Source organism: Vibrio sp. OPT24, from assembly GCF_015163545.1.
Classification (GTDB): domain Bacteria; phylum Pseudomonadota; class Gammaproteobacteria; order Enterobacterales; family Vibrionaceae; genus Vibrio; species Vibrio cyclitrophicus.
The window spans coordinates 1-12302 of sequence record NZ_JADDYI010000005.1; the positions used below are offsets into that span (position 1 = coordinate 1).

Here is a 12302-nt window from a genome sequence, read left to right on the forward strand (position 1 = left end):
TTCCGTAAGATATTGTTGAGTTTTTTTACCTGATTTATAAGCTGGCATAATCACCTCCAATTACAATTGAAGGTGTCCATTAGATCGGGTCAACTACAATAACGCTTGGCTATGCGTTGTTAGCTTTAAACTGGTTTATTCCAGCGTCTGCTAATTTGTATCGTTACCATCCAAAGTGTCATTGGCTTTCTTAACTAAGGTTTCAACCTGTGTAAAAGCGTATTGGCGGTGTTCAATCTAGAGCAGAAGAACGAACCAATAAATGAAGCGCTTAATAAACAGCAAACCACTCGTTGGTTAAGCCATGTAATTGCGAATGATGCAGCAAGGGCATTTAACACAGAACTCAAGAAACATGGATTAACCATCGCTCTTTGAATACTGATCTAACCGACAATGGGCGTGCGATCCAAGAAGGTCTATTACCGTTCCCTGCTCAGATCCATCGACAATACCTAAGTGTATTAGAACCCGGGAACAACAAGAGATGAGTCGTTTACTGAAAATAGTCTCGCGAATGTAGTGTGACTAACCAAAATCCAAAGTCAACAATAGCCGCGTCTCGTCTGGAGCAGTGACTGGTGACCGATGGACAAGGCCAGCGTTTTCGTTTCCACCCCAGCGCTCACCCTTTAACAGAGCAACATCGCCACTTGAGAGTTCCTGAATATCAGACTCGTGACTGTACAGCCCTGAAGCTGAATCAGGTTGTCCGTTGCTTCCACGACCTAGCTTTGAGCGATCTACCGCATAGTTCGGCAGCCATTGAGTTGCAGTGCCGTGATAGGTAGTTACTAGGCGACAAGGCACTTGGTCAAAATGGAAGCGTGGACACATCGCTTGATTCAAAACCGCTAAACGTAACCCTACTTCTTCAAGCTCGAACAAACAACAAAACATATCCACCAGCTCCACCATATTACCTAACAGAGCCTTTGAAGCCGTTCCATCTGTCGCAAACTCTAGCTTCTCATAAGCATTCTCTGGTGACAGGTTAATAGATTTACTGAAGTTTGGGTTCAAAGCGATAAATTCACTGATTTCACCCGTTAGTTCTTGATCAAAGTTACGCTGCCAAATCGCGATATTGATATCACTTTGATAGATGTCGGCTAATACAGTTGGCTGCTCAGAAGCACTAGAACCCGCATTGTGACTCGCTTGAACTTTGATACTTACGGCTGAACTAATGTTGGGTGGCTGATTGCTATTGCTTGCCAAAGGCTTCGTTAAAACGGCATTCATTACGTAATCTCCTTGCGCATTCTTTTCGCCTCACTCTTACTTTTATCATTAATATCTAAATGTAAGAGTGAAATTATAGATATGTTATAACATAACAAATGGTATACGAACAACTAGCAGATCATGGTTCCAATAATATGGCGATGTACTCACTTACCTAGGGTAATTTGTTGCACGCTGGTCTAAGCTTTTATTTATCTTTCTTTTCAAAAAGATATTCAAAAAGCAAACTGGTTTATAACGTTAGACTGGTAAATTCAGCAACTTGGTGACCCAACTATGAAAAAACTAATCTCTACGCTCGGTCTCTTTTATGCCGTTATCTCCGCTCAATCTTTCGCGGAAAGCGGCTACACGTTAGATTCAGAATTATCAAATATCACCTTCGCAACCATTAAAAAGCAGTTTGTTGTTGAGCCCGCGTCGATCAAAGCGTCATCAGGAGGGCTCACAAAAGATGGCCAGTTTGCTATAATGTTGGACCTAAAGAGCCTAAGCACTGGCATAGCGATTCGTGACCAAAGACTCAATGAACTCTACTTTGAATCCATGACTTTCCCTGAGGTGAAGATAGCCGGGAAAATTGACCCATCAATACTTTCTAGCGATCCGCAAAACACGACCATCTCAGCCGAAGTCACTTTACATGGTATGACAAAGAAAATTGATTTCCCTGTTGTTGTAATTCCGACGGACGGTTTTGTTATGGTCAATTCTGCTTCTACCATCATTGTAAACGGCGCTGATTTTGGAATATCGACAGATAACCTAAACAAGCTTTCAGCGACGGTTGGCGGATTAGCCCTTTCAGACAAGATCCCATTAAGTTTCAATCTTATCTTCGAGAAATAGTTTTTTACCCCCCCCCTTAGCTCCCCTTCAGTCAGTCACACTCACTTATTTTTGTGATTGGCATTTGAAGGGGAAACATTCAGTTATTCTCAATGTCTATAAAATTCAAAACTGAACACATATAAACCAAACATGAGTCGAATTACTCGGAACAGTCGACAAAATAAGACATACTAAAACCATCATTTAAAAGAAGTAACCAATAGCGTATGAATTCGATCAACCTCAGCAAACCGTTCACCCTTTCCAACGGCCAAATCATCAAAAATCGACTCTTCAAATCAGCGATGAGTGAACAACTTGGCGACAAACAGCATAACCCTAAGACTGGTTTAACAACCCTTTATCAGCGTTGGGCTGAAGGTGGCATCGGTTTATCCATGACAGGTAACGTGATGGTTGATAGAAATGCACTTGGTGAACCTAGCAACGTCGTCTTGGACGAGCAAAGTGACCTCACCATCTTTCGTGATTGGGCTAGTGCCGGAAAGCAAAACGACTCTCAGATATGGATGCAGCTAAACCATCCTGGTAAACAGATCCCTAAATTCCTTTGTGACCAGCCTGTCGCCCCTTCAGCTATCTCTTTAGAACGCGGATTAGAAAAAGGCTTTAACACCCCACGAGCACTAACAGACTCAGAAATACATGAAGTAATTAATAAGTTTGCCTTAAGCGCAAAATTGGCAAAACAGGCAGGATTTACTGGCGTGCAAATTCATGGTGCTCATGGTTACCTTGTGAGTCAATTCTTATCCTCAAGACACAATCAACGCGACGATAAATGGGGTGGTTCATTAGGGAACCGACTCAGATTCGTGCTCGAAGTCTACCGTGCGATCCGTAAAGAAGTAGGTAATGACTTTCCTGTGGGGATTAAGCTCAACAGTGCTGATTTCATGAAAGGTGGCTTCACTGAAGAAGAGTCGATGCAAGTTGTACAAACGCTCAGTAGCGACGGTATCGACTTAATTGAAATATCCGGTGGCACATATGAAAGCCCTTCGATGATGGGATCTAAAAATAAAACCCCACCTTTAAAGGCAAGTACATTGAAGCGCGAGGCCTACTTTATGGATTACATGATGAAGGTGAGAAAGCTTGTAGATACACCTTTGGTGGTCACTGGTGGCTTTCGAACAGCACCAGCAATGAACGACGCGTTACAAACCTTTGCGACTGACTTTATTGGAATTGCACGAACCATGGCGGTTGACCCAGACTTCCCCAATCGATTGATAAAAGATCCAAACCACGGCATGCCGTTAACTGTGCCAACGACAGGCAAGCCAACACTAGATAAAATGGCGATGGTTGGACTGGTTTGGTACGAGCATCAAATGTGGCGTATTGCCGCAGGAAAAAATGCAGATCCTCAGTTAAGTGCGCTTAGTGTAGTCATAAAAACGATTCTCAGTGCTGGCTGGCACGCCTTTAAGAAGCGCAGAGCCTAACGAGTTTCTTACCTTAAATTCAAAGACTTAAACAGTAAATGACGTGCTAAATGTCACATGTCGTTACACAGCATGATACCTTAGGGCTTTACATCTTGGGCGAGGTAAACAACAATCCCTGAGAATAAATCCATAACATAATGTATTTAGAAATTATGAGTAACACAGAAAACAAAAAATCTAGCCCTCTTTTCGAAATCGTTTTTAACGTCTTTCTTCCATCATTCATCTTGATGAAATTCAGTGGAGAGGAGCACCTAGGAACAGGTTTAGCACTGCTTGTGGCACTGGCTTTCCCTATCGCTTACGGTGGTATGGAACTAATCCGCAACAAGAAGTTTAATTTCATTGCGGCACTTGGTTTTGTGAGTGTGTTATTAACAGGTGGCATTGGTTTCTTCGAATTGGACACGCGTTGGTTAGCATTAAAAGAAGCGTTAATCCCAGGCATAATTGGTTTAGCGGTTCTTGGTTCTACTTTTACTCGCTATCCGTTCATCCAAAAAGTCATCTTCACGCCAGCACTGCTAAACATCTCTCTCATTGAAGAACGTTTAAAACAGTTTGGCCACCAAGCAAAGTTCGACCGCTGTTTAATGACGTCAAATTACATGTTCGCGAGTACTTTCGCTTTCTCTTCTGCGATGAACTACTTCTTAGCGACGTGGATTGTGACAAGCCCAGCGGGCACAGCCGCTTTTAATGAAGAGCTTGGCAAGCTGACACTTTACAGCTACCCAGCCATTGCAATCCCAAGCATGCTGATGATGTTAGGTATTTTCTACTATATTTGGCGTCAAGTTCGCGCTATGACGTCACTAGAAACAGAACAAATCTTTATTACTAAATAGTTCTGCATTGCAAGCTCAAAATCAAAGCTCAGCACTCTCGCTGGGCTTTTTTATTTCTGCGCCTAGTTTAACTAACTAATTAATCAATTAACTAATAACCCTACTCATTTATAAACAAAGTGCTGGCTTATTATTGACTCTCTTAACCCAATAAAAGATAGATGCTCGCCTTTTTCATATCAGTTTAATAACCAGTATTTAAATTACCAATAGCTAAAGAATTACATTCAGTTATAATAAAAGGCGAGTTAACGCTCAATCTTGTTGATTACTTTACAAAACCCTACCCAGACGTTAACACTATTTCAGTCCTTATTGCTAAGATGGAACAAGCTCGGCCTTAAAAATAAGCGCCACTCGTACTCAATAAGGAATATAGAATATGAACAAATCTCAGTTAGTTGATCACATTGCCACTTCAGCAGATATCTCGAAGGAACAAGCAGGTTCAGCGTTAAACGCACTTGTTGAAGGTATTTCTAATACATTGGCTAAGGGTGATGATGTTGCCATCCTAGGTTTTGGTAGTTTCAAAGTTAATTCTCGTGCTGCTCGTACTGGTCGTAACCCACGAACGGGCGAAGAGATTCAAATTTCAGCATCAAAAACGCCTGCATTTAAAGCAGGTAAAGCACTAAAAGAGTCATGTAACGCTTAGGGTAAATAATAACTCAAAGCAGAATCCAAGGAAGATTACGATGTCTATAACTAAAGTAAAAGTTCAAGCTAGCCGCAGTAAAAAAGCAGGCAAGTCAACCAAAACACAAGCCGAAACGCCTAAGACTCGTCAACGTATTGAAGAGCTTCTCGAAGAGCGCGAATTGGCCAAACTGTTAGAGTTATAGTTTGTTATCCTTCTAATGCCACTGCAGCTCTGCAGTGGCATTCTTTTTTAAAAACCTAGCCAGGCTGAATCCTAAATAATCCCTCCCCCAAGCCACTAGTAATAGTGCAGTCATAAGCTTGAAAGTTCTCACTTAATTAAACCCGGTCATTGATAACAAGTAATCGCGCACGATTTGAACACTAAGTAACAGACTCGATTACATTGTCATACATACCCATACGTACCCAACTTTCACTTTTCATTATCATCATCGGCATTAATGTTTATGAGAATAAAAGAAGCAGTTCGGAACGCTAGCGTGTTCGGGCAACGCTTCTTTACTGAGGTGATTATGAATGTAGTTCGTATGGGAATTGACGCTAATGTCCATAAAAATAAAGGCAAATACAAAGCGATAGTGAAGTTTGCAGTTCGAGCATTATTTTTTTACTCAGACACAAGAAAAATGAATGACAATTTCAGCTCTATCGAGAGAAAGCTTTTATTTAAAAAACAGCCGAACTTCCTATCTAAATTTGTCACACCTTACTTATGTACCGATTTTAGTAAGAAAGAAAAAATTGACATACTATCAAAGCATTATGACTGGTTTGAAGATAAGTTCACCTCAACAACTCGCCATCAAATATATAACGAGAGACTTAATCTTTTAGAGCTGAAAATTGATGAAAAAGCTTATTTTCTAAACCTAAGTTTTGAGAGAAATGCTAGAAAAGAAGGTGAACTGACCCTTTCCCTAACCGACTCAATCTTCAACAAAATGTACACCATATCATTCACCGTATTTAATAATGATATCTACATTGGCGGAATACAAGGGGGAACAAACGACAACGGATTTAGCCGCTCGTTCACAAAAGCATTCTATGGTTTGAGACCGAAATCATTCATGGTTGAAACTCTTCGATTATTGGCCACCAGTTTGGAGATTGACCACATTTACGCCGTCAACGAATCTGGGCATGTTTCTAACTCATTACGATACGGCAAGAAGGGTAAAACAATCAGCCTGAAGTACAATTGCTTATGGGAAGAACACGACGGACAACAACACGACAAATGTTTCTACGCTCTACCACTACAACCTACCAGGAAAGATCTTGAGGCTCTTAAGCGCCAAAAACGAAAACTGTATCGTGAACGTTACGCGTGGTTGGATCAATATGAGCAAGATCTGAAAAATGTAATGAGTCAGCACACCCATGGTCCTGTTAATTATGCTCATGCGAGTTAATTTGGCTAACCTCTACTCAACTAGCTAACGCGTATTACCTTCATTAGCGTGCTTTAGTCTAATCACTGCTCTTAGACCAAACGCTCAAACCCGAGGTGACAGCTTCAAACTAAACCTCTCCCCTCACCGACTAAGGCGTCTTTCAATAGAATAGAGTCGTCTTAGTCGGCAATGCATCTTCAAATAATCCGAATTTAAAGCGCGCCAAAGTAATCACCGTTATAGGGTTTACAGTCTTTTACATTAGTAAGAGCTAATAAATCAAAGCAAACATTAGACAATGCTAATTTACATCTTTATAGTATCTAGGTATTTCGAAAACTACTCAATCGCCGGCGACTAGCCAGTCCTGATCATTAGGAAGATACAAGCTCTATGCTCGGCAATTTGTATAGTTAAACTTAGAGACAGTAATAGGTAAACGTATGACTAAAATTGTAATCATCGGAGGCGTAGCTGGCGGTGCTTCAGCTGCTGCACGCGCTCGTCGCCTTAGTGAAGAAGCCGAAATCATAATGTTTGAGCGAGGACCATTCGTCTCTTTTGCCAACTGTGGATTGCCATACCACATAGGTGGCGATATCGAGGATAGAAGCAAACTTCTGTTACAAACACCTGAAAGCTTCTTAGCTCGCTTCAACGTTGACGCACGAGTGATGAACGAAGTTACCTCAATTGATCGCACCAATAAAACCGTTACAGTCAAAAATCTAGTTGATGGTAGCCACTACAGCGAGAGTTACGACTTCTTATTACTCAGCCCAGGAGCCAGTGCCGTCGTTCCTCCCATCTCAGGAATCGATAACCCCCTCACCCATTCGCTACGCAATATTCCAGACATGGACCGCATCATCGAGACAATCCAAATGAATAAGCCTGAGCACGCGACAGTTGTTGGCGGTGGCTTTATCGGCTTGGAAATGATGGAAGCGTTTCATCAGCTTGGGATCAAAACTTCATTGATTGAGATGGCCGATCAAGTAATGACACCAGTAGACCGAGAAATGGCCGGCTTTGCCCATGCGGAGATTCGTGAAAAAGGCATCGACCTAAAACTCGGCGTCGCACTTGAATCTGTGAAATATATACCTAACGAACACATCGCAAGCTTTGATTCAGGCGAGAGCGAGAAGCACCAACACCTAGAGGGTGAATTAGAATTAACACTTAATAACGGTGAAACTCTCACAACCGATATTTTGATCATGGCTATTGGTGTACGTCCAGAAACGAAATTGGCGCAAGAAGCAGGCCTTCAACTAGGCGCTTTTGGTGGTATTTACACTAACGAATTTATGCAAACGAGCGATCCTTCAATTTACTCGGTCGGCGATGCAATAGAAGACAAAGACTTTGTAACAGGAGAGCAAACGCTCGTCCCATTAGCAGGCCCTGCCAACCGTCAAGGTCGAATGGCGGCAGACAACATGCTTGGGCGCCAAGAAGCTTATCAAGGCACTCAGGGGACCGCAATTTGTAAGATTTTTGACCTTGCAGTCGCTTCAACAGGTAAAAATGAGAAGCAACTAAAACAATCAGGAATCAGTTACGAAAAAGTATACGTCCATACAGCAAGCCATGCGAGCTACTACCCCGGCGCACAAGTTGTCTCGTTCAAGATGTTATTCGATCCTAAGACAGGGAAAATACTGGGTGCGCAAGCCGTCGGTAAAGATGGCGTTGATAAGCGCATTGATGTTATGGCAGTAGCTCAACGTGCAGGTATGACCGTTGATCAACTTCAACACCTAGAATTAACCTATGCACCACCTTACGGGAGTGCTAAGGACGTGATTAACCAAGCCGCATTTGTTGCCAACAATATTATTAAAGGTGACGCGACACCTATTCATTTCGATGAGATTGAAACATTAAGCGACAACCAACTCCTACTCGATGTTCGTAACCCTGGCGAACTAGAAAATGGTGGCTTTATTGAGGGAGCAATCAACATTCCAGTCGACCAACTGCGTCATCGAATGAGTGAGCTTCCAATAGACAAAGAGATTGTAATCTACTGCCAAGTAGGGTTACGTGGTAACGTAGCTTATCGCCAACTCGTCAACAACGGCTTTAAAGCACGTAACTTAATCGGTGGTTATAGAACACTCATGTATGCAAAAGCTTAAGGACTAATACTTAGTCGCCGGTAATGGTTCGCGGACACTTACCGGCTAATTGCTAATTGCTAATTGCTAATTGCTAATTGCTAAGAGTATGTCGACCATAAATAGATGTGAGTAGTTTATAGTAAACATTGAAAACAGAGCTTGGCATTTGAGTAAGTGCCAAGCTCTTTTATTATTCGTAGGAGTCAATAAAAGATTGCAGTGCTTGCTGATCGACAATCTCTAACCCTTGCAAGCCCAAATCATAATAATAAATAGAAAATTCGAAATTCATCGTAATAAGTTCAACGGTTTCTCGCACACTCAATCCCTAACTATCTCTTCATTAATGAAAAGTGTCACTTCCAAAAACGAAACTTTAGCTTACTGGTTTTTGGCTGATATCGCGTTGACGAGCGGGTTTGAGAAGCGCATTCTTTAATTTCGAACAGAACAAGTTTTAACCTCGCGAGAGTGTGATTAAGTCATCCTTTGTTTTGTATAACGCATCTAATTGAACGGCAGGTCACATGAATAAAATTGTTATGTTAGTAATGGGGCTGTTTTTTACCAGTCGATTGTTTGCGAGTATTGTGCCGCATGTTAGTCAATTAGAACATGATGCACCTATCCTTATTCGTTCAGCATTGATTGTTGGTGTTGCGGCTTATGCCGTCTGGACTGCATTTAAATACTTTAAAAAGAACAAAGCTTCTGGCTCAGAACTGTAGAAATAAAAACTTAGAAAGCTTTGTAGTACTTAGCAGGTTTCGATTACTGATCCGCAAAATAGTCGACCAATATTTTACGCCACTTTCGCGACTCACGAATTTTCAAATCGCCCATTGGTTCTGCCGTGATCAATCATATATTTGAGCACTACATCATCAGCGACGATGGCTTCAACCTCGCCGTCCTCTAAAGCCGCTAACAACCTTGGCATATCTACATAACTCTTGTGTCGGATTTCAAAGCCGGTGAGCATCAAAGAAGAAGTTGTTGCGACTTTTTCCCCTACTTCTACGTTCACAAGATCATTAGAACTTAGGTTCGATGATTAAAGTGATGACATGAACTGACTTTTTGCCGATGAACATAACTTGCCACCTTGAGTAATCTGACTCTCTAAAAAGTAAATATTGCGTTTACTTTTTACCCATTGAGCGCGGATCTCTAACTCTTGGCCAATCAAAATTGGATGATGGAAACGAGACGTCAAGCTGACCGTCATCGCGGTGATATTATTTTGGAACAAGCAGTGCAACATGGTGGCATCGTGTAACGCGGTAACAATGCCGCCCTGCATAATGCCATCATAGCCCTCAGCTTTATCTGTTGGTACAATCTTGGCTAAGGCTTCATGCTTAGCTAAGTTCTCGTTATTGCTAGCAACTTCAAAGCAAATCGGGCTATCTGAAAAGAAGCCTTGGCTGCATACTTGGCAGCGGCGATGGTTGTGAGGAATGAAAACTTCCATACTTATCCTTATTCCTTTTACCCTTAGATTTCTAGAGATTGATATGGCTCGACCAAAAAAACATCGACAGTTATGTACTCGTGCGGCTTACTCTTGTTTTAAGCCTAATGGCGTCCCTATGGACGAGCTTCATCAAGAAGAGCTGCTATTAGAAGAGTTGGAAGCGCTACGCTTGGCTGATCAAGAAGGCCTAAGCCAGCTTGAAGCCGCCGAGCAGATGCAGGTGTCTCGCCAAACGTTCGGTAACATCATTAAACGTGCACGAGCCAAGGTTGCTAAATGCATCGTCAACGGCCACGCGTTAGTCATTCAAAACTCTTAACTGACACCCTAGCCTTAACTCTAGATCCCACTCTCACTGCTGGATACCGAACTCGTCACTGAGCGATTCAACTATCTGATTTAGCTGTTTATCTGTTTATCTATTGACTTAGCTATATGGCGGCTTGTTTGAGCTCTCTAGCTTGAGGGTTCTGAGATCTGATACAGCTTACGGCTATGTTCCTCACACACCTCTTTGCAATTGCATTCACGCTCAATATCGATCTGCGCTAGCCCCCCGCAGCTGCCTTTGATTGGCTGGCGTGAAAAAATCACACCGATCGCCATCAACGCCACGATTCCGACAAAGCCTAATAATGTTAGTAGGAATGTCATTTACGGAACCCTCGAATAGCCCCCAATTTGTGGGGTCGTGACATGAAAATTGCGCCGTCTCTCCTACGCTCTTTCTTACCACACCCATGATTGCGAGGCTCTCGACCGTAATCTAGATCGGTCACTTCTTGTAGGTGATCAAAATCTAATGCTTCGATTTCAACCTTTCCTGTCGAGGCTAACACTTTAATATCGTTCTTAAACAAGTGCGCCAGCATCCTTTTCCCTATGTGACGGACAACAACTGCTTGCACGCCGTAAGAGTGGATCACTGAAATCCATTGCTTCTTTTTATTACAAGATGAGTCGGATTCAACCAAAGAAACAACCTGCTTTATTTGTCGTTGGTCATCCACAATCGCTATCTGTGGTGAACGAGCAAAATGATTGCCGACATGGAGATTAAGACAAGGTACTGCGTATAACATGGTAACTCCCTGTTATTGGTGATCAGGCATTCAGTATATTCCTTGTTATTGGCATATGCCAATAACTATAGTGTGAAAAATTAGATTTACAGAATAGAGAAATAGCACTTTCAGCAAAAACTATAGAGTAGACGGAGCTACAAGGTCGCTTGGAAAAGAAAAGTTTATTGAGACGCAAAGATTCATAGAAACAGAAAGGTTTATGAGAAAGACGTTACCCGCCAACGCTCTAAGGTCTATGGCTCTACCTTTGAGATAAACCATTGTTGTCACAGGTGTTGTTTTTAATGTGCTTCTTATCCTCTTTCAAAGTGAATAAATGCTTAAATTGTTATATTATAACATCACAATAAATAACCGTCTGTCTTCATGAAACTGTTCTCTACTCTAATCAATGTATTCGATCGCCTCTCTTTGGGCTGTGTAAACCGCTTTTCGATGTGTTTTCATTTTCTAAAATGCTTACCTCTTGGCATTGCATTGCTATCTTTTGCTCCAAACCTATATGCCCACCCTCACTCCTGGGTTGAAATGAAGACCCACATCGAAGGTGAGAATGGCCTAATAACTGGCCTGTCGATGGAATGGTCGTTTGATGCTATGACGTCGATGTATATGTTAGATGGTGAAGACGTATCTCCAGACAAAGAAGAAGAGACGTTCAAAAACCTGGCAGCATCCGTTATCGAAAACATGATGTACGAGCACTACTTCACCTACTTCTATGACAATGAAGATCCAATCAAATATCAAGTAGCAGAGCATGCCAAATTTGAACGTGACAAAGCCAAAATGGTGCTCACTTTTGACCTACCGCTTGCCAAACCAAAACCGGTGACAAGAGACACACTTCGTGTATTGATCTTTGACCCTAGCTACTTTGTCGATATGTCGTGGTTATCTAAGGGAGATGTGACCTTATCACCAGAACTCGCGAGACAATGTCAGTTAGAACTCGTTGAGCCTAACCCGACTCCAGAACAAATGAGCTATGCGATGTCTTTGCCAACCGATGCGGATCCAGATAACACGCTCGGCCAACTGTTTACTCAATCGGTCAAGCTTCATTGTGCTGCGCTTCCCACTTCCTAACCGCAGCGACTCGTTTGAGCTATTAAACGTCTTAACTCAAACGAGTTAAACCTGCCA

14 protein-coding genes and 1 pseudogene are annotated in these 12302 nt (G+C 42.1%); 10 read left to right on the plus strand and 5 right to left on the minus strand.

Going from position 1 to position 12302, the window contains the following annotated elements; translation table 11 throughout:
- Nucleotides 1–528 precede the first annotated feature (528 nt).
- A complete protein-coding gene (locus IQO02_RS01770) occupies nt 529–1245 on the minus strand; it encodes a DUF1826 domain-containing protein (protein ID WP_016793558.1) in 717 nt (238 codons plus the stop codon).
- Nucleotides 1246–1524: 279 nt separating this feature from the next.
- Here IQO02_RS01770 and IQO02_RS01775 point away from each other — a divergent pair, with 279 nt between their 5' ends.
- The 8 genes from IQO02_RS01775 to IQO02_RS01810 all read left to right on the plus strand — a co-directional run bounded on the left by IQO02_RS01775 (nt 1525) and on the right by IQO02_RS01810 (nt 9322).
- Complete coding sequence (locus IQO02_RS01775) at nt 1525–2097, plus strand: YceI family protein (protein WP_016793559.1); 573 nt, start codon at nt 1525–1527, stop codon at nt 2095–2097.
- 209 nt (nt 2098–2306) lie between these two features.
- On the plus strand, nt 2307–3551 hold the full coding sequence (locus tag IQO02_RS01780) for an NADH:flavin oxidoreductase/NADH oxidase family protein (RefSeq protein WP_010441270.1): 1245 nt from the start codon (nt 2307–2309) through the stop codon (nt 3549–3551).
- 155 nt (nt 3552–3706) lie between these two features.
- Nucleotides 3707–4402, plus strand: coding sequence for a VC0807 family protein (locus IQO02_RS01785; RefSeq protein ID WP_016767293.1), 696 nt, complete (start codon nt 3707–3709; stop codon nt 4400–4402).
- Nucleotides 4403–4784: 382 nt separating this feature from the next.
- Entirely contained in the window at nt 4785–5060 is a 276-nt protein-coding gene (locus IQO02_RS01790) for an HU family DNA-binding protein (RefSeq protein WP_010441280.1), read from the plus strand.
- Nucleotides 5061–5100: 40 nt separating this feature from the next.
- Nucleotides 5101–5247, plus strand: a complete 147-nt coding sequence (locus IQO02_RS01795) for a hypothetical protein (protein ID WP_016767291.1) — start codon at nt 5101–5103, stop codon at nt 5245–5247.
- A 333-nt stretch (nt 5248–5580) separates the two neighbouring features.
- Complete coding sequence (locus IQO02_RS01800; protein WP_133146155.1) at nt 5581–6483, plus strand: VirK/YbjX family protein; 903 nt, start codon at nt 5581–5583, stop codon at nt 6481–6483.
- A 425-nt stretch (nt 6484–6908) separates the two neighbouring features.
- On the plus strand, nt 6909–8612 hold the full coding sequence (locus IQO02_RS01805) for an FAD-dependent oxidoreductase (RefSeq protein WP_016784533.1): 1704 nt from the start codon (nt 6909–6911) through the stop codon (nt 8610–8612).
- Between the two features lie 509 nt (nt 8613–9121).
- Nucleotides 9122–9322, plus strand: coding sequence for a hypothetical protein (locus IQO02_RS01810; protein WP_010441287.1), 201 nt, complete (start codon nt 9122–9124; stop codon nt 9320–9322).
- A gap of 43 nt (nt 9323–9365) precedes the next feature.
- Here the strand turns inward: IQO02_RS01810 and IQO02_RS22410 are convergent.
- Nucleotides 9366–9630, minus strand: a pseudogene (locus IQO02_RS22410) (ABC transporter substrate-binding protein); the annotation flags it as partial.
- Between the two features lie 18 nt (nt 9631–9648).
- On the minus strand, nt 9649–10068 hold the full coding sequence (locus IQO02_RS01820) for a PaaI family thioesterase (RefSeq protein ID WP_046208892.1): 420 nt from the start codon (nt 10066–10068) through the stop codon (nt 9649–9651).
- Between the two features lie 43 nt (nt 10069–10111).
- Between IQO02_RS01820 and IQO02_RS01825 the strand changes: the two genes are divergently transcribed.
- Complete coding sequence (locus IQO02_RS01825) at nt 10112–10390, plus strand: DUF134 domain-containing protein (protein ID WP_010441291.1); 279 nt, start codon at nt 10112–10114, stop codon at nt 10388–10390.
- 137 nt (nt 10391–10527) lie between these two features.
- Here IQO02_RS01825 and nqrM read toward each other — a convergent pair whose 3' ends face one another.
- Together nqrM and IQO02_RS01835 are read right to left on the minus strand one after the other, a co-directional pair.
- Nucleotides 10528–10725 carry a (Na+)-NQR maturation NqrM gene (gene nqrM, locus IQO02_RS01830; RefSeq protein WP_016767286.1) on the minus strand — a complete coding sequence of 66 codons (198 nt, stop codon included), beginning with the start codon at nt 10723–10725 and terminating at the stop codon, nt 10528–10530.
- Nucleotides 10722–11153 (minus strand): NifB/NifX family molybdenum-iron cluster-binding protein, encoded by a 432-nt coding sequence (locus IQO02_RS01835; protein WP_010441294.1) that lies wholly within the window; start codon nt 11151–11153, stop codon nt 10722–10724. Before IQO02_RS01835 ends, nqrM begins: the two co-directional genes overlap by 4 nt.
- A 369-nt stretch (nt 11154–11522) precedes the next feature.
- Between IQO02_RS01835 and IQO02_RS01840 the strand changes: the two genes are divergently transcribed.
- A complete protein-coding gene (locus IQO02_RS01840; protein WP_102282771.1) occupies nt 11523–12245 on the plus strand; it encodes a DUF1007 family protein in 723 nt (240 codons plus the stop codon).
- Nucleotides 12246–12302: the final 57 nt, after the last annotated feature.

Excerpts from the sequence above, each read along its gene's own strand:
- IQO02_RS01775 (WP_016793559.1), top strand. The coding sequence starts at position 1,525 with ATGAAAAAACTAATCTCTACGCTCGGTCTCTTTTATGCCGTTATCTCC.
- IQO02_RS01770 (WP_016793558.1), bottom strand. The coding sequence starts at position 1,245 with ATGAATGCCGTTTTAACGAAGCCTTTGGCAAGCAATAGCAATCAGCCA.
- IQO02_RS01840 (WP_102282771.1), top strand. The coding sequence starts at position 11,523 with ATGAAACTGTTCTCTACTCTAATCAATGTATTCGATCGCCTCTCTTTG.
- nqrM (WP_016767286.1), bottom strand. The coding sequence starts at position 10,725 with ATGACATTCCTACTAACATTATTAGGCTTTGTCGGAATCGTGGCGTTG.
- IQO02_RS01820 (WP_046208892.1), bottom strand. The coding sequence starts at position 10,068 with ATGGAAGTTTTCATTCCTCACAACCATCGCCGCTGCCAAGTATGCAGC.
- IQO02_RS01800 (WP_133146155.1), top strand. The coding sequence starts at position 5,581 with ATGAATGTAGTTCGTATGGGAATTGACGCTAATGTCCATAAAAATAAA.
- IQO02_RS01795 (WP_016767291.1), top strand. The coding sequence starts at position 5,101 with ATGTCTATAACTAAAGTAAAAGTTCAAGCTAGCCGCAGTAAAAAAGCA.
- IQO02_RS01810 (WP_010441287.1), top strand. The coding sequence starts at position 9,122 with ATGAATAAAATTGTTATGTTAGTAATGGGGCTGTTTTTTACCAGTCGA.
- IQO02_RS01790 (WP_010441280.1), top strand. The coding sequence starts at position 4,785 with ATGAACAAATCTCAGTTAGTTGATCACATTGCCACTTCAGCAGATATC.
- IQO02_RS01780 (WP_010441270.1), top strand. The coding sequence starts at position 2,307 with ATGAATTCGATCAACCTCAGCAAACCGTTCACCCTTTCCAACGGCCAA.
- IQO02_RS01805 (WP_016784533.1), top strand. The coding sequence starts at position 6,909 with ATGACTAAAATTGTAATCATCGGAGGCGTAGCTGGCGGTGCTTCAGCT.
- IQO02_RS01825 (WP_010441291.1), top strand. The coding sequence starts at position 10,112 with ATGGCTCGACCAAAAAAACATCGACAGTTATGTACTCGTGCGGCTTAC.
- IQO02_RS01785 (WP_016767293.1), top strand. The coding sequence starts at position 3,707 with ATGAGTAACACAGAAAACAAAAAATCTAGCCCTCTTTTCGAAATCGTT.
- IQO02_RS01835 (WP_010441294.1), bottom strand. The coding sequence starts at position 11,153 with ATGTTATACGCAGTACCTTGTCTTAATCTCCATGTCGGCAATCATTTT.